This is a genomic window from Pseudonocardia spirodelae (assembly GCF_037727765.1).
In the GTDB taxonomy this organism is placed as follows: Bacteria; Actinomycetota; Actinomycetes; order Mycobacteriales; family Pseudonocardiaceae; genus Pseudonocardia; species Pseudonocardia spirodelae.
This window is the reverse complement of the sequence record NZ_JBBJUP010000015.1, coordinates 90,435-105,741: the sequence shown is the minus strand read 5'-3', so window position 1 is coordinate 105,741 and position 15,307 is coordinate 90,435. Positions and strand designations below refer to the sequence as shown.

Annotated in this window: 15 protein-coding genes; 11 read left to right on the top strand and 4 right to left on the bottom strand. The window is 76.4% G+C overall.

The annotated features are described in order from the left end of the window. Nucleotides 1-16: 16 nt before the first annotated feature. Nucleotides 17-1,396 carry a DUF349 domain-containing protein gene (locus WJX68_RS18480; protein WP_340292639.1) on the bottom strand — a complete coding sequence of 460 codons (1,380 nt, stop codon included), beginning with the start codon at nt 1,394-1,396 and terminating at the stop codon, nt 17-19. A gap of 205 nt (nt 1,397-1,601) precedes the next feature. On the opposite strand from WJX68_RS18480, the gene WJX68_RS18475 reads away from it, so the two are divergent. The 5 genes from WJX68_RS18475 to WJX68_RS18455 are packed head-to-tail and all read left to right on the top strand — an operon-like array spanning nt 1,602 to nt 6,733. After that, on the top strand, nt 1,602-2,327 hold the full coding sequence (locus WJX68_RS18475; protein WP_340292636.1) for a class III extradiol ring-cleavage dioxygenase family protein: 726 nt from the start codon (nt 1,602-1,604) through the stop codon (nt 2,325-2,327). Then, nucleotides 2,324-3,253 (top strand): tRNA (adenosine(37)-N6)-dimethylallyltransferase MiaA, encoded by a 930-nt coding sequence (miaA, locus tag WJX68_RS18470; protein ID WP_340292633.1) that lies wholly within the window; start codon nt 2,324-2,326, stop codon nt 3,251-3,253. The genes WJX68_RS18475 and miaA overlap by 4 nt, the downstream gene beginning before the upstream one ends. 9 nt (nt 3,254-3,262) lie before the next feature. Continuing rightward, nucleotides 3,263-4,135, top strand: coding sequence for a diaminopimelate epimerase (dapF, locus tag WJX68_RS18465; RefSeq protein ID WP_340292631.1), 873 nt, complete (start codon nt 3,263-3,265; stop codon nt 4,133-4,135). A 55-nt stretch (nt 4,136-4,190) separates the two neighbouring features. Then, complete coding sequence (gene hflX / locus WJX68_RS18460) at nt 4,191-5,657, top strand: GTPase HflX (RefSeq protein ID WP_340292628.1); 1,467 nt, start codon at nt 4,191-4,193, stop codon at nt 5,655-5,657. 38 nt (nt 5,658-5,695) lie between these two features. Further along, complete coding sequence (locus WJX68_RS18455; RefSeq protein ID WP_340292626.1) at nt 5,696-6,733, top strand: hypothetical protein; 1,038 nt, start codon at nt 5,696-5,698, stop codon at nt 6,731-6,733. Nucleotides 6,734-6,763: 30 nt separating this feature from the next. Here the strand turns inward: WJX68_RS18455 and lexA are convergent, their stop codons facing one another. Further along, nucleotides 6,764-7,522: a transcriptional repressor LexA gene (gene lexA / locus WJX68_RS18450; protein ID WP_340292624.1), complete on the bottom strand. Its 759-nt coding sequence runs from the start codon at nt 7,520-7,522 to the stop codon at nt 6,764-6,766. Nucleotides 7,523-7,741: 219 nt separating this feature from the next. On the opposite strand from lexA, the gene WJX68_RS18445 reads away from it, so the two are divergent. The 5 genes from WJX68_RS18445 to WJX68_RS18425 all read left to right on the top strand — a co-directional run bounded on the left by WJX68_RS18445 (nt 7,742) and on the right by WJX68_RS18425 (nt 13,486). Next, nucleotides 7,742-7,978, top strand: a complete 237-nt coding sequence (locus WJX68_RS18445; protein ID WP_340292622.1) for a hypothetical protein — start codon at nt 7,742-7,744, stop codon at nt 7,976-7,978. A 152-nt stretch (nt 7,979-8,130) separates the two neighbouring features. Beyond that, complete coding sequence (locus WJX68_RS18440) at nt 8,131-8,820, top strand: hypothetical protein (protein WP_340292619.1); 690 nt, start codon at nt 8,131-8,133, stop codon at nt 8,818-8,820. Nucleotides 8,821-9,245: 425 nt separating this feature from the next. Next, a complete protein-coding gene (gene nrdR / locus WJX68_RS18435) occupies nt 9,246-9,734 on the top strand; it encodes a transcriptional regulator NrdR (RefSeq protein ID WP_340292733.1) in 489 nt (162 codons plus the stop codon). Between the two features lie 142 nt (nt 9,735-9,876). Beyond that, nucleotides 9,877-12,744, top strand: coding sequence for a vitamin B12-dependent ribonucleotide reductase (locus WJX68_RS18430; protein ID WP_340292617.1), 2,868 nt, complete (start codon nt 9,877-9,879; stop codon nt 12,742-12,744). A gap of 76 nt (nt 12,745-12,820) precedes the next feature. Next, nucleotides 12,821-13,486 (top strand): hypothetical protein, encoded by a 666-nt coding sequence (locus WJX68_RS18425; RefSeq protein ID WP_340292615.1) that lies wholly within the window; start codon nt 12,821-12,823, stop codon nt 13,484-13,486. A 10-nt stretch (nt 13,487-13,496) separates the two neighbouring features. Here WJX68_RS18425 and WJX68_RS18420 read toward each other — a convergent pair whose 3' ends face one another. Beyond that, complete coding sequence (locus tag WJX68_RS18420) at nt 13,497-14,504, bottom strand: alpha/beta fold hydrolase (protein ID WP_422785726.1); 1,008 nt, start codon at nt 14,502-14,504, stop codon at nt 13,497-13,499. Between the two features lie 77 nt (nt 14,505-14,581). Between WJX68_RS18420 and WJX68_RS18415 the strand changes: the two genes are divergently transcribed. Further along, nucleotides 14,582-15,049 carry an NUDIX hydrolase gene (locus WJX68_RS18415; protein WP_340292612.1) on the top strand — a complete coding sequence of 156 codons (468 nt, stop codon included), beginning with the start codon at nt 14,582-14,584 and terminating at the stop codon, nt 15,047-15,049. A gap of 6 nt (nt 15,050-15,055) precedes the next feature. Here WJX68_RS18415 and WJX68_RS18410 read toward each other — a convergent pair whose 3' ends face one another. Further along, a complete protein-coding gene (locus WJX68_RS18410) occupies nt 15,056-15,292 on the bottom strand; it encodes a hypothetical protein (protein ID WP_340292610.1) in 237 nt (78 codons plus the stop codon). Between the last annotated feature and the right edge of the window lie 15 nt (nt 15,293-15,307).

Sequence of the window (15,307 nt, the reverse complement as noted above, 5' to 3'; positions counted from 1 at the left end):
CCGGCCACGTCCGAGGTCAGCGCCCGTCGACCGCCTGCTCGGCGGCGGTCAGCCACTCCCGCCACTGCTGCGCCTGCGTGCGGGCCTGCTCGGCCCGCCTGCGGTCCCCGGCCGCCTCGGCCTTCTCCGCCTGCGCCTCGAACTGCTCCACCCGGGAGCGGAACTGCTCGACGCGGGCCTGCGCCTCGGGGTCGGTGCGGCGCCACTCGGCGGCGGCGGCGGCGGCGACCTTCTCCTCGATCCCGCGCAGCCGCCCCTCCAGGGTCCGGATGTCCTCGCGCGGGACCTTCCCGATCTCCTCCCAGCGCTCCTGGACCTCGCGCAGCCGCGCGCGGGCGGTGTCGGGGTCGGACAGGTCGATCGTCTCGGCCTCGGCGAGCAGCGCCCGCTTGGCCTCGGCGTTGCCGGCGAACTCGGCGTCGCGGGCGGAGAAGTGCTCGTTGCGGCGCGCGAAGAAGCGGTCCTGGGCGCCGCGGAAGCGGGCCCACAGCGCGTCGTCGGCCTCCCGGTGGGCGCGTCCGGCGGCCTTCCACTCGGTCATGAGGTCGCGGTAGGCGGCCGCGGTCGCGTTCCACTCGTCGGAGTCGGCGATCGCCTCCGCCTGCGCGGCCAGCTCCTCCTTGCGGGCCTTGGCGGTGACGCGCTGGCGGTCCAGGTCGGCGAAGTGCGAGCCGCGGCGGCGGTTGAACGCCTCACGGGCCTTGGAGAAGCGCTTCCACAGCTGCTCGTCGGTCTTCTTGTCGACGCCGCGGACGGTGCGCCACTCGTCGAGGATCGCCTTGAAGCGGTCCCCGGCCTGCTTCCACTGCGTGGAGTCGCCCGCCAGCTTCTCGGCCTCGACGGCGAGCGCCTCCTTGCGGGCGACGGCGTCGTGGCGGGCGCGCTCGCGCTCCTCGCGCGCCGCGGAGACGCCCTCCTCGGCCCGGCCGACGAGCTCGTCGATGCGGGCCCGCAGTGCCGGCACGTCGCCGACGACGTGCGCCTCGGCCAGCCCGTCGCGCAGCGTGGTGAGCGCGCTCAGCGAGGCCTTCGCGTCGCCGCCGCCGGCGATCCGGGCCGCGAGCACCTCGGTCTCGGTGACCAGCGCGTCGAACCGGCGGGCGAAGTGCTCCAGCCCCTCGGCCGGCGGGCCCGCCTGGTAGGAGCCGATGACGCGCTCGCCCTCGGCGGTGACCAGGGTGATGGTGCCGTCCTCGTCGGCGCGGCCCCAGCGGCGCGGGTCGTCCGCGGCCGACGGCACCGGCGAGGGGTGCGCGGCGGGCGGCGCGACCGGGGCGGCGGCCGGGCCGGGCGCGGGACGGGCCGCGGGCGGCGGGCCCGGGCGCGGTCCCGGCCGGGGCGGTCCCGGCTTGGGCGGCGCGGGCCGTGCGGCGGGGGTCTCGTGGCTCTCGGACACCGGTTCGTCCTCCTCGTTCGGCCCGCCGTGACGGCGGGCGCCCCGTGGCGGAGGTCCGCCCGGGGCCGTGCGCGCACCGGTTGCCCCTCGTCGCGAGGAGGCCGGAACCGCGATTCAAGCAGGTCGACCGGCCTCGGGGGAACCGCGCGTCCGGGTCCGGGTGGGACCGGCGGGTACGGCGCGGCGCTGGCTAGGCTCGGACACCGTGCCCGTCGCGATCGCCGTCCTGCCCCAGCCGCCGCTGCTCGTGCCCGCCCTCTGCGGGGACGCGGCGGTCGAGACCGAGGGGCTGCGCGAGGCCGTGGGCACCGCCGTCGCGGCGCTCGCGGAGCACGCCGACACCTGGGTCGCGGTGGGCGCGGACCCGGGCGGGCGGCGGACCGTCGCCCCCGGCACCCGCGGCACCTTCGCCGGCTACGGCCGCGACGTGCCGGTCGCCCTGCCCGGCGGCGACGGCGGCGGCGACGGCGGCGACACGGCCGCGGACGAGGGCGCGGAGCTGCCGCTGCCGCTGCTGGTCGCGGCCTGGGCGACGGCGGGCGCCCCGGTCGCCTCGGTGCGCGGCGAGCTCGTCGCCCCGGACGCCCCGACCGCCGAGTGCCTGGCGCTGGGCGCGGAGCTGGCCGGTGAGCAGGTGGGCCTGCTCGTCGTCGGCGACGGGGCGGCCAAGCACGCGCAGAAGGCGCCCGGCGGCTTCGACCCGCGCGCCGAGGCGTTCGACACCGTCGTGGCCGCCGCGTTCGACCGCGCCGACCCGGCGGGGCTGGCCGGGCTGGACCCGGCCGCGGCGGCCGCGCTGTGGGCGGCCGGGCGCGCCCCGTGGCAGGTGCTGGCCGGCGCCGCGGACGGGCGGTCCTGGACCGCGGCGCACCGCCACACCTCGATGCCCTACGGCGTCGCCTACCACGTCGCGGTGTGGGAACCGGCGTGAGCGCGCCGCCGCTGGTCGCGGTCGTCGGGCCGACCGCGACCGGCAAGTCCGACCTCGGGCTGGAGCTGGCCCTCGCGCTCGGCGGGGAGGTCGTCAACGCCGACGCGATGCAGCTCTACCGGGGCCTGGACATCGGCACCGCCAAGCTCGCCCCGCACGAGCGGCGCGGGGTCGTGCACCACCAGCTCGACGTCCTCGACGTCACCGAGACCGCCTCGGTCGCGGCCTACCAGCGCGCCGCCCGCGCGGTGGTCGAGAGCCTGCGCGCCGCCGGGCGCACCCCGGTGCTGGTCGGCGGGTCCGGGCTGTACGTGCAGGCGGTGCTCGACGAGCTGGAGTTCCCCGGCACCGATCCCGCGCTGCGGGCGGAGCTGACCGCGGAGCTGGAACGCGACGGCGCGGCCGCACTGCACGCCCGGCTCGCCGCCGTCGACCCGGCCGCCGCGGAGCAGGTGCTGCCCTCCAACGGGCGGCGGATCGTGCGGGCGCTGGAGGTGGTCGCGCTGACCGGGCGCCCCTTCCGCGCGAGCCTGCCCACCGCCGGTGCCCCCCGCTACGACGCGGTGCTGCTCGGGGTGGACCGCGACGTCGCCGAGCTCGACGACCGCGTCGCGCTGCGGGTCGACCGGATGCTGGCCGACGGGCTCGTGCCCGAGACCCGCGCGCTGCTGCCCCACGGGCTGGCCGAGGGGCGGACCGCGTCGCGGGCGCTGGGCTACCGGCAGGTCCTCGACGCGCTCGACCGCGACCCCGACCACCCCGACCTGGCCGCCGTCCGCGCGGAGACGGTGCGCGCGACCCGCCGGTTCGTGCGCCGGCAGCGGTCCTGGTTCCGCCGCGACCGGCGCATCCACTGGCTCGACGGCGCCGACCCGGGCCTCGCCGCGACGGCCCTGTCGGTGCTGACCGCCGGGGCCCGCTCGTAGGGTGGAGCCATGACCGGCGGCATCGCGTTCAGCAAGGGGCACGGCACGCAGAACGACTTCGTCGTGCTGCCCGACCCGGACGCCGCGCTCGACCTGACCCCGGCCCGGGTCGCCGCCCTGTGCGACCGCCGCCGCGGCCTCGGCGCCGACGGCGTGCTGCGGGTGGTGCGCTGGGCGAAGCTGGCCGGTGAGCCCGGGGTGGGGGAGCCGGTCGAGGGCGTCGAGTGGTTCATGGACTACCGCAACGGCGACGGCTCGGTCGCCGAGATGTGCGGCAACGGGCTGCGGGTGTTCGCCCGCTACCTGCACGAGCGCGGCTGGGCGCCCGGCGGCGGGCCGGTCGGCACCCGCAACGGGGTGCTGGACACGACCGTCGGGCAGGACACCGTGTCGGTGGACCTCGGGACGGTGGGGATCGGCCCCGCGTCGGTGGCGACGACCGGCGGGGCCCGGTTCGACGGCCTCGCCCTCGACGTCGGCAACCCGCACCTGGCCTGCGTGATCGGGTCGGACCCGGACGCACTGGACCTCACCGGGGCGCCCGCGTACGACCCGGTGGTGTTCCCGCACGGCGTCAACGTGGAGTTCCTGACCCCGCTGTCCGGGCCGGCCGACGGCGGCAGCATCCGGATGCGGGTGCACGAGCGCGGCGTGGGCGAGACCCGCGCCTGCGGCACCGGGACCGTGGCCGCCGTCGTCGCGGCGCTGCGGCACGCCGGGCACGACGCCGGCGACGTGCACGTCACGACCCCCGGCGGGCGGCTGCGGGTGACCGTCGCGGCCGGCTCGCCTGCCCGGACCGGTCCCGCGGTGCTGCACGGCCCGGCGGTGCTGCTCGCCACCGGCGAGCTCGACCGCGGCTGGTGGGACGCGCCCGCCTGACCGGGCCGAATCCGGGCGGACACGCGCGACACGACGTGGGACACTGGGCGGCAAGATGACTGATGCCCACACCCCTTCCGACGTCCCGACCGGCGGCGAGCTCGACCTCGAGGAGCGCTCGTCGCTGCGCCGCATCCACGGGCTGTCCACCGAGCTCACCGACATCACCGAGGTCGAGTACCGGAAGCTCCAGCTCGAGCGCGTCGTCCTCGTCGGCGTCTGGACCGAGGGGACGGCCGAGCAGGCCGAGAACTCCCTGACCGAGCTCGCCCGCCTCGCCGAGACCGCCGGGTCCGAGGTGATGGACGGGCTCGTGCAGCGCCGCTCCACCCCCGACCCGGCCACCTTCATCGGCTCCGGCAAGGTCGAGGAGCTGCTCGGCACCGTGCGCGCCACCGGCGCCGACACCGTGATCTGCGACGGCGAGCTCTCGCCCGGCCAGCTCCGCCAGCTCGAGGAGCGGCTCAAGGTCAAGGTCATCGACCGGACCGCGCTGATCCTCGACATCTTCGCCCAGCACGCCCGCTCCCGGGACGGCAAGGCCCAGGTCGAGCTGGCCCAGCTGTCCTACCTGCTGCCGCGCCTGCGCGGCTGGGGCGAGGCGCTGTCCCGGCAGGTCGGTGGCCGCGCCGCGGGCGGCGTCGGCATCGGCGGCCGCGGCCCGGGTGAGACGAAGATCGAGCTCGACCGCCGCCGGATCCGCGCCCGCATGTCCAAGCTGCGCCGCGAGATCGGCGCGATGCGCCAGGTCCGCGAGACCCAGCGTGGCAACCGCCGCCGCAACGAGGTCCCGTCGGTCGCGATCGTCGGCTACACCAACGCGGGCAAGTCCAGCCTGCTCAACCAGCTCACCGACGCCGGCGTGCTGGTGCAGGACGCGCTGTTCGCGACCCTGGACCCGACCACCCGCAAGGCCGAGACGCCCGACGGGCACGCCTACACCCTCACCGACACCGTCGGGTTCGTCCGCCACCTGCCCCACCAGCTGGTGGAGGCGTTCCGCTCCACGCTGGAGGAGGCGGCCCGCGCCGACCTGCTCGTGCACGTCGTCGACGGCTCGGACCCGCTGCCCGACGACCAGATCGCCGCGGTCCGCCAGGTACTCGTCGAGATCGGCGAGGAGTCCGGCGACACGATGCCGCCCGAGCTCCTCGTCATCAACAAGACCGACACCGCCGGGGACCTCGCGCTGGCCCGGCTGCGGCACGCCCAGCCCGACGCGGTGTTCGTCTCCGCGCACAGCGGCGCCGGGATCGCGCAGCTGCGCGAGCGGATCGCCGAGCGGCTGCCGCGCCCGGAGTTCGAGGTCGACCTGCTGCTGCCCTACACCGAGGGTGGGCTGGTGGCACGGCTGCACGAGGAGGGCGAGATCCTCAGCGAGTCCCACACCGGCGAGGGCACCAGGATCCGCGCCCGCGTCGGGCCGGAGCTGGGCACCGCGGTCCTGCCGTTCGCGGTCGCCGGCTCCGCGGTTCCCGACACGGACGGGAGCGGGCTGCCGGCGACGGCGGCCGGGCACTGACACGGACGCGCCTGCGGCGCTCCCGCCGTGGCGGCGCGGTGCTCGCGGCGCTGCTGTGCCTGCCCGGTGCGGGTGTCGCGTCGTCGCCGGTACCGGCCCCGGAGCCGGTCTGCACGGTCGACGACCCGCGGCTGTCGGAGCTGTCCGGGCTGGTCGCGCCGGGGCAGCCCGGGGCGGGGGCGGCGCGCTACGAGGCGATCACCGACGGCGGCGGCACCGCCCGGGTGTACACGCTCGACCCGGCGACCTGTGCCGTGAGCGCCGTCCGGGACACCGGGGTCGCCGTCACCGACGTCGAGGACCTCGGGCTGGGTGCCGACGGGTCGCTGTGGGTCGCCGACATCGGCGACAACGGCGCGCGGCGCCCCTCGGTGCGGCTCGTGGTGCTCCCTCCCGCCGGTCCGGTCCGGGTGCACGACCTGCGCTATCCCGACGGCCCGCGCGACGCCGAGGCCGTCCTCGTCGGCGACGACGGCGTGCCGCTGGTCGTCGACAAGACCACCGGTGCGGCCGGGGTGTACCGCGCCGCCGGTCCGGGACCGGACGGAGACTGGGTGCGGGCCGGGCAGGTCGTCCTGCCCTGGTCCGGGACGGGCGGCGGCCCGCTCGGGGCGGCCGGCTCGCGGACCGTCACCGGCGGGGGCGTGTCCCCGCCGGGGGCGACGGGCGGGCGCGCGGTCGTGCTGCGGACCTACACCGACGCCTGGGTGTTCCCGCTGCCCGCCGACGGGCCGGCCGACGCCGGCGCGGTCGTCACGGCGCTGCGCGGGGCGCCCCTGCAGGTGCCGCTGCCCGGGGAGGCCCAGGGCGAGGCGGTCGCGCCCGACGGGCGGGGCACGCTGCACTCGGGCAGCGAGGCCCGCGGCCTGTCGGCGGCGGGTGTCGTCGCGGCGCCGGGGGCGGTGGCCGCCGCGACCGGGCCCGGCGCGCCGGTGGTCGCCCAGCCCGGGCGGGCACCGGCGGTCGACACCGGCCCGCCGTGGCTGCCCGCGGCCACGGGCGCCGCCGTGCTGGGCGCGGTGCTGCTGGCCGGGGTCGGGGCGATGGCCCTGCACGGGCGGCGGCGCCGCCGGTGAGTCCCGCCCCGGCCCGGCCGGGGGCGCCGGTCAGAGCCGGCGCAGGACCGCGACGACCCGGCCGAGGATCGACGCGTCGTCGCCCGGGATGGGGTCGTAGGCGTCGTTCGCCGGCATCAGCCAGATGTGGCCGTCCCTGCGGCGGAAGGTCTTCACCGTGGCCTCGCCGTCGATCATCGCGGCGACGACCTCGCCCTGCTCGGCCACCGGCTGCTGGCGCACGACCACCCAGTCGCCGTCGGTGATCGCGGCGTCGACCATCGAGTCGCCCTTGACGTTGAGCAGGAACAGGGTGCCCTCGCCGACGATCTCGCGCGGCAGCGGGAAGACGTCCTGCACGGCCTGCTCGGCCAGGATCGGCCCGCCCGCGGCGATGTCGCCGAGCAGCGGGACGAAGGCCGGCGCCGGGCGCTCGGACCGCAGGTCGGCGGTGTCGGCGTCGGTGTCCGCGCCGTCGGTCCCGGCGATCTGCTCGGGGCTGCGGACGTCCACCGCCCGGGTGCGGTTCGGGTCGCGCCGCAGGAAGCCCTTGCGCTCCAGGGTGCGCAGCTGGTGGTGCACCGAGGAGGTGGAGGTCAGCCCCACCGCGTCCCCGATCTCGCGCACGCTCGGCGGGTAGCCGTAGCGGTCGACCCAGTCCCGGATCACGGCCAGGACCTTCTTCTGCCGCGGGGTCAGGCCGCGGGTGTCGGCCGCGGGGTCGGGGAACTCCCGGACCTTCGCGGATCCCCGGCCGGCGGCAGTACCGGTCACGCCGGGTCCACCGCCTCCGGTCTCGTCCGCTGCCATCGCATTCGCCTCCTCGGGGTACTTACGGCGCCGACCCTAGCCGCCCCCGGCCGGTTCGCCAAACATGCGTTCGAAGTTCGCCGGGGCGTGTCGTGGATTCCGTCGGCCCGCGGTGGTACAACATCGCACGGGCGTTCGATCGAACACGGGTTCGATCGGGCGCGGTCCGCGGGGCGTCCGGCCGTGCGGCGGTGGCGAGGCGAGAGGTGGCGGTCCGCGGTGGTGCTCCCGGTGGCGGTGACGGCGGCGACGGCGGTGGCGGGTCCGGTCGCGACGGCGGGGCCCGTGCGGCCGCTGCGCGGTCGTGCCGCGCCCGGTCCGGTGCGCCGCGCGGTCGCGGCGGCCGGGGTCGCGGCGGCCTCGGCGGTCGCGGTGCTCGCCCTCGGGGTGCTCGCCGACGTCGCCGCGGTCGCGCAGGCGCCCGTGGCGCCGGTGACCGTGGCCGGCGCGCGGTGACCGTGGAACCGGCTCCGACCTGCGGCGACGCGGTTCTTGTCGGTGCCGGCTGCTACACCGCTCGTACGCCCGTTCGACCGGGCTCGGGGAAGGGCCGGTCGGGGCGAGGGGAGGCCGCCCGGGGGACGGGCGGTCCGACGGCAGGAGGAACGATGCGAGAGCGCGACGAGCGGGTCCGCGGGTACGGCCGCGCCGGAGCCCTGGCCGGGGTCACGGCCGGGGCCGGGGCGACGGGCACCGGCACGGGCGGCGGTGGCCTGCGGGTGGCCGGGGGAGCGGCCGCGCGCGCGGTGCCGCTCGGGGAGCCGGTGCCGGGCTCGCCGGCCGCGGCGCCGTCCGGTGCGCCCGCGCCGCCGCGCGCGGCGCGGGTCCCGGCCGCCGAGCGGGCCGCGCGGCGGTGGGCGCCGCAGGGTGCGCGCGAGCGGGCGCTGGCCGCGTCGGTGGCCCGCCACCCCGCGGCCCGGGCCCGCCGCGCCGGAGCCGCCGGGGCCGGAGGGCCCGTGCGGACCGAGGGCCCCTCGGGCGCCCCGCGCGCCGCGGCGCTGTGGACCGCGCCGTGCGCTCCGGCGTCGGCGCCCGGTGCGGTGCGTCCGGCCCGCTCGGTGGCCGTCCCGCCGCCGCGGACCGTCCGGCCCCTGGAGCGGCGCTGTCTCGTCCCGCCCCGGCCGCGGCGTGCCCGCGCCCGGGCGGGCGTGCGCGGCCGGGTCGAGCGCCTGCTCGCCGGTCTCGCCGTCGCGCTGTGCACCGCGACCGTCGTCGTCGGCCTGGGTCTGCTGGGCGACGCCGCCGCCGGGTGGAACGCCCCGTCCGCGGGTGCGCCCGCGGTGACCGTCGGCCACTGACCGGTACTCCGTCCAGGGCTGCCCGCCGGGCTCCGCGGCCCGCGGTGTCGCCGCGCGGCCACCGGTGCGCCGTGCCGTCGTCACCGTCACGACGCGCGCACGCCGTCCGGCGCGTCCAGCGGGCGTGTCCCCGCATCGGGTGGCCGCCCGCCGCGGCCCGTCCGGAGCGACGGACGGCGGTCGCGGCGCCGTCGCGGGGCGCCACCTGGGCCGATGGTGCGACCCATGATCGTCGGAGACGGACCGGTCGCGCAGCGTGGTGTGCCAGGCTCGGATCCCGATCGGGCGAAGCTCGTGGCGGTACCCGCCCCGGGATGGCGCACCCCTAGATGTAGGGGTTACATTGATGTCGTTCCGCCACTGGTTGGGGGGACGGATCGCTGCGGAGAGTTTCCGGAACGTCACGGAAGAGGGGTGTGGGCCTCGTGCGCTGCCCGTTCTGCCGACACCCGGACTCCCGCGTGATCGACTCCCGGACCGCCGACGACGGGACGTGCACCCGCCGCCGCCGGTCCTGCACCTCGTGCGGACGACGGTTCACCACGGTCGAGGAGGCCGTGCTCGCCGTCGTCAAGCGCAGCGGGGTGACCGAACCCTTCAGCCGTCAGAAGGTCGTCGGCGGGGTTCGGCGGGCGTGTCAGGGCCGGCCGGTCGACGAGGACGACCTGCAGCAGCTCGCCCACCGGGTCGAGGAGACGGTGCGTGCCCGCGGGGCGGCGGAGATCCCCAGCCACGAGGTGGGGCTGGCGATCCTCGGGCCGCTGCGCGAGCTCGACGAGGTCGCGTACCTGAGGTTCGCGAGCGTCTACCGATCCTTCTCCTCCATCGAGGACTTCGAGAAGGAGATCGCCGACCTGCGTTCGGCTGCCGGGGAAGCAGCCGACGACGAGGCCGGCCACAACCGGGACGGCTGAGCGGCGCTCGGCGGGAGCGGGACCGGTGCGGGCACGAGGGGCGCACCCCGGTCCGGCGCCGCCGTCGTGCTCGTCCCGGAGAGAAGCCGTCCGCGCACCCCAGCGTGCGGGCGGGACACGGTGATATGTGCGGAGGCAGTTCATGACCGAGACCGTCGGGGGCCCGACGACCGGAACCGGTGAGAGCGCGGCGGCGAAGCCCGCACGCGGACGCGGGAAGTCCGGTGCCAGGCGCACCGGGCTCACCGTCCAGCGCGTCTTCACCACCGAGGGCGTCCACCCCTACGAGCAGGTGGAGTGGGAGCGCCGCGACGTCGTCATGACGAACTGGCGCGACGGGACCGTCAACTTCGAGCAGCGCGGCGTCGAGTTCCCCCGCGACTGGTCGGTGAACGCCACCAACATCGTCACCAGCAAGTACTTCCGCGGCGCGGTGGGCTCGGCCCAGCGCGAGTCGAGCCTCAAGCAGCTCGTCGAGCGGGTCGTCGGCACCTACAAGCGGGCCGGGATCGAGCACGGCTACTTCGCCACCGACGGCGACGCCGAGATCTTCGACCACGAGCTGACCTGGATGCTCATCCACCAGGTGTTCAGCTTCAACTCGCCGGTGTGGTTCAACGTCGGCACCGCCTCGCCGCAGCAGGTCAGCGCCTGCTTCATCCTCTCGGTCGACGACACCATGGAGTCGATCCTGAACTGGTACCGCGAGGAGGGCCTGATCTTCAAGGGCGGCTCCGGTGCCGGTCTGAACCTCTCGCGGATCCGGTCGTCGAAGGAGCTGCTGTCCTCCGGCGGCACCGCGTCCGGCCCGGTGTCGTTCATGCGTGGTGCCGACGCCTCCGCGGGCACCATCAAGTCCGGTGGCGCGACCCGCCGGGCGGCGAAGATGGTCGTCCTCGACGTCGACCACCCCGACATCGAGGAGTTCGTCGAGACCAAGGCCAAGGAGGAGGCCAAGGTCCGCGTCCTGCGCGACGCCGGCTTCGACATGGACCTCGGCGGCTCGGACATCACCTCGGTCCAGTACCAGAACGCCAACAACTCCGTGCGCGTGTCCGACGAGTTCATGCGCGCCGTCGAGGGGGGCACCGACTTCGGTCTGCGTGCCCGGATGACCGGCGAGGTCATCGAGAAGGTCGACGCCCGCAGGCTCTTCCACGGCATCGCCGAGGCGGCCTGGAACTGCGCCGACCCCGGCATCCAGTACGACGGCCAGATCAACGACTGGCACACCTGCCCGGAGTCCGGCCGGATCACCGCGTCCAACCCGTGCTCGGAGTACATGCACCTGGACAACTCCAGCTGCAACCTCGCGTCGCTGAACCTGCTGAAGTTCCTCGACCCCGACGACCGGTTCGACGCCGAGACCTTCGCCAAGGCCGTCGAGCTGATCATCACCGCGATGGACATCTCGATCTGCTTCGCGGACTTCCCGACCGAGCCGATCGCCGACACCACCCGGAAGTTCCGCCAGCTGGGCATCGGCTACGCCAACCTCGGCGCGCTGCTCATGGCGACCGGGCACGCCTACGACTCCGAGGGCGGCCGCGCGCTCGCCGGTGCCATCACCTCGCTGATGACCGGCGCCGCCTACAAGCGCTCCGCCGAGCTCGCCGGGATCGTCGGCCCCTACGAGGGCTACGCCCGCAACGCCGAGGCCCACCAGCGGGTCATCCGCAAGCACGCCGCCGAGAACGACCGCATCCGCACCTTCGCCGCGAGCGCGCCGGTGCAGAAGCTGGCGACCGAGGTGTGGCGCCGGTGCCAGGTCACCGGCGAGGAGCACGGCTGGCGCAACGCCCAGGCGTCCGTGCTGGCGCCGACCGGCACCATCGGCCTGATGATGGACTGCGACACGACCGGCATCGAGCCGGACCTGGCGCTGGTCAAGTTCAAGAAGCTGGTCGGCGGCGGCTCCATGCAGATCGTCAACCAGACGGTGCGCCGTGCGCTGGACAACCTCGGCTACCAGGCCGAGCAGGCCGAGGCCATCGTCGAGTACGTCGCCGAGCACGGCCACGTCGTCGACGCCCCGGGCATGAAGCCCGAGCACTACGAGGTGTTCGACTGCGCCATGGGCGACCGGACGATCGCCCCGATGGGCCACGTCCGGATGATGGCCGCCGCGCAGCCGTTCCTGTCCGGCGCGATCTCCAAGACGGTCAACATGCCCGAGCGGGCGACCGTGGAGGACGTCGAGCGGATCTACCTCGAGGGGTGGCGGCTCGGCCTCAAGGCCCTGGCGATCTACCGCGACAACTGCAAGGTCGGCCAGCCCCTGTCCGCGGGCAAGGGCGGCGACACGAAGGCCGCCGGCGACACCGCCGCGGCCGAGAAGGTCACGGTCGTCGAGCAGCGCCCCGTCCGCAAGCGGCTGCCGAAGAAGCGGCCGAGCGAGACCGTGTCGTTCACCGTCGGCGGCGCGGAGGGCTACCTGACCGCCGGCAGCTACCCCGACGACGGCCTCGGCGAGATCTTCGTCAAGCTCGGCAAGCAGGGCTCGACCCTGGCCGGCGTGATGGACGCGTTCTCGATGTCGATCTCGGTGGGTCTGCAGTACGGCATCCCGCTGGAGTTCTACGTCTCGAAGTTCTCCAACCTGCGCTTCGAGCCGGCGGGCATGACCGACGACCCGGACGTCCGGATCGCGACCTCGGTGCTGGACTACCTGTTCCGCCGCCTGGCGCTGGACCACCTGCCGTACGAGAAGCGTGCCCAGCTGGGCATCTTCTCCTCCGACGAGCGGTCGGCCCAGGTCGAGAACGACTACGGCACCGCCGAGAAGCTGGACCTCGACGAGTTCCGGTCCTCGGTCCCGACGACCGAGGAGCCGAAGGAGGCGGGCGTCGAGCCCGCGCCGGTCGAGGTCGGCAGCTCCACCGAGCTGCTCGAGCTGCGCCTGGGCAAGGCGGCCGACGCCCCGCTGTGCATGACCTGCGGGACGAAGATGCGCCCCGCCGGGTCCTGCTACCTCTGCGAGGGCTGCGGCTCGACCAGCGGCTGCAGCTGACGCGGCACCGCACCACGACGGGGCGGCTCCGGGAGACCCGGGGCCGCCCCGGCGCGCGTCGGACGGGGGGACAGGTGTGACCGGCGGGTACGAGCAGGACGGTGGGGCCGGCGGGGACCGGACCGCCGAGGTGGCGGCCCGCCTCGGTGTCGACCCGCGGGTGCTCGCGGTGGTGGTGGCGGCCGGCTGGCGCGTCGCCGACGGCCACGGCGGTGTCGCGGACGCGCCGGACGGCCCGCGCGGCACCGTCTACGTCGGCGTCCCCTCCCCGGCCGAGCTGCGTGCGCTCGACCTGCCCGCCGACGGTCTGCGCCACTTCGGCCTCACCCCCGCCGACCTGCGGCGGGGCGGCTGGACCGACACCGACCTGCGCTCGGCGGGCCTCACCCCGCCGGGCGCACCGGACGCCACGGCGTGGTTCGTCGCGGGGGACCCGCCGCAGCTCATGCTCGGTCTCGACCCGGCGCGCGGGGCGCTGCTCGCCCGGCCCGAGCTCCGCCGGGCCGGGCACCCCCCGGTGCTGGACCCGGCCGACGTCGTCGCGGTGCCGGTGCTGCCCGGCTGCACCGACCCCGACGGCGACGCCGCGCTGGCCGTGCGCGAGGTCCGTGACGGGCTGCTGCGCCGGGCCCGGCGCCGGATCACCCACTGCGCGCTCTGCCTGCGCCCGGTGCTACGCGACGCCACGACGCACGGCGCCTGCCACCTCTGCGCGGGGTCCTGGCTGGGCATCGTCCTCTGAGCGGCGCCGCTCAGGTCGCCGAGACCGGGCCGGGCCGCGACCCCGGCGCCCCCGCCGGCGGGGCCGCCGGGCAGCGCAGCAGCCCGCGCCACTGCTCCGGGCTCCACCGCGCCGCATCGGTGCCGTCCAGGAACGCCTCCAGGAGCCCGACGAAGCGCGCCGGGTCGCTGTGGTGCGGGAAGTGCCCGGCGTCGTCGAACACCTCGAGGCGGCTGCCGGGCATGGCCGCGTGCGCGGTGCGGGCGTGCGCGAGCGGCACGACCGCGTCGTGCGCACCCCACACCAGCAGCGTCGGCATCCCGCGGGTGAGGTAGCAGCGGTCCAGCATCGTCACGACCTGCCCGCGCCAGTCCACGACGGCGCGCAGCGTGCGGATGAACGCCTCCCGCGACGTCGCGTCGGGCAGCGCGTCGACCAGCCGCAGCAGGTCGGCGGCGTCGCGCCCGAGGTCGGTGCCGAGCAGGCGCAGTGCGTCGGCGGCCCACCCGACCTGCCACCGCAGCGGCGGCACCTGCGACGCGGCCAGCAGCGCCCGGGCGCCGGGCAGGCTCGCCGCGCGCAGCAGCGGCGTCACCTCCGGGCCGGCGCCGCCGGTGCCGACGAGCACGAGCCGCTCGGTGCGGTCGGGGTACTGGTAGGCGAACTGCATCGCGACGCCGCCGCCGAGCGAGTGCCCGACCAGCGTCGCCCGCGGCACGCCGAGGACCCCGAGCAGGTCGCGGACCCCGTTGGCGTAGGCGGCCACCGAGTAGTCGGCGCGGGGCTTGTCCGAGTCGCCGTGCCCGAGCAGGTCCGGGGCGATCACCAGGTGCCGGCGGGCCAGCGCCGGTATGACGGCCTCCCAGGTCGCGGAGCTGTCACCGATGCCGTGCACCAGCACGACCGCGGGCCCCGCCCCGGCCACCCGGAACGCCCGCCGGTAGCCGTGCACCGTGCGGAAGCGCAGCTCGGAGTCCCGCCGCGGCACGACGCCGAGCCGGTCGCCGACCGGACGCGCCGGGGAGGAGGGGGCCGCCACCGGCGCGACCCTAGGGGCGGGTCGTTACCCCGGTGTTGCCGTCGGTGAACGGGGCCGCGCCGCCTAGGGTGGGATCGGTGAGCGAGCGCTACCGGGTGGTCCCGGCGTCCTACGTCCTGCTGCTGCGCGGCACCGGCGACGGCACCGAGGTCCTGCTGCAGCTGCGCAGCAACACCGGGTTCATGGACGGCCACTGGGCGGCCGCCGCGGCCGGGCACGTCGAGGCGGGCGAGGACGCCCTCGCCGCGGCCGTGCGCGAGGCCCGCGAGGAGCTGGACATCGCCGTCGACCCGGCCGACCTCGTCCCGCTCACCACGGTGCACCGCACCGGTGCGACCGGCGACCCGCTCGACGAGCGCGTCGACTTCTTCTTCACCTGCCGCCGGTGGGCCGGCGAGCCCCGCCGGGCCGAGGACGGCCGGACGGCGGGCCTGGACTGGTTCGCGCTGGCCGCGCTGCCGGCCGACACCGTCCCGCACGAGCGCGCGGTGCTCGACGCGCTGCGCGCGGGCCCGGTCACCGCGGTCCGCAGCCACGGCTTCTGACCGGGGTCACCCCGGGTCGACGAGCTGGATCTCCACGGTGATCTCCGGGCTGTCCTCGTCGTCGGGGTCCAGCGCCCAGTGCAGCACCCAGTCGACCTCGTAGTCGTCGCGCGCCATCCCCGGCGGCGCGAAGTTCACCCACTCCCCGGCGCGGGGCAGCACGTGGAACAGGCGCACGAAGTCGGGCTGCTGCCCGATCCGGATGCGCGCGGGGATCGGGGTCTGCGACGACGGGGAGCCCACGGCCGGTGATGCTGC

What these genes read in the sequence shown, in the direction of transcription:
- dapF (WP_340292631.1), top strand. Translation starts at nt 3,263, where the DNA reads ATGACCGGCGGCATCGCGTTCAGCAAGGGGCACGGCACGCAGAACGAC.
- hflX (WP_340292628.1), top strand. Translation starts at nt 4,191, where the DNA reads ATGACTGATGCCCACACCCCTTCCGACGTCCCGACCGGCGGCGAGCTC.
- lexA (WP_340292624.1), bottom strand. Translation starts at nt 7,522, where the DNA reads ATGGCAGCGGACGAGACCGGAGGCGGTGGACCCGGCGTGACCGGTACT.
- WJX68_RS18440 (WP_340292619.1), top strand. Translation starts at nt 8,131, where the DNA reads ATGCGAGAGCGCGACGAGCGGGTCCGCGGGTACGGCCGCGCCGGAGCC.
- WJX68_RS18430 (WP_340292617.1), top strand. Translation starts at nt 9,877, where the DNA reads ATGACCGAGACCGTCGGGGGCCCGACGACCGGAACCGGTGAGAGCGCG.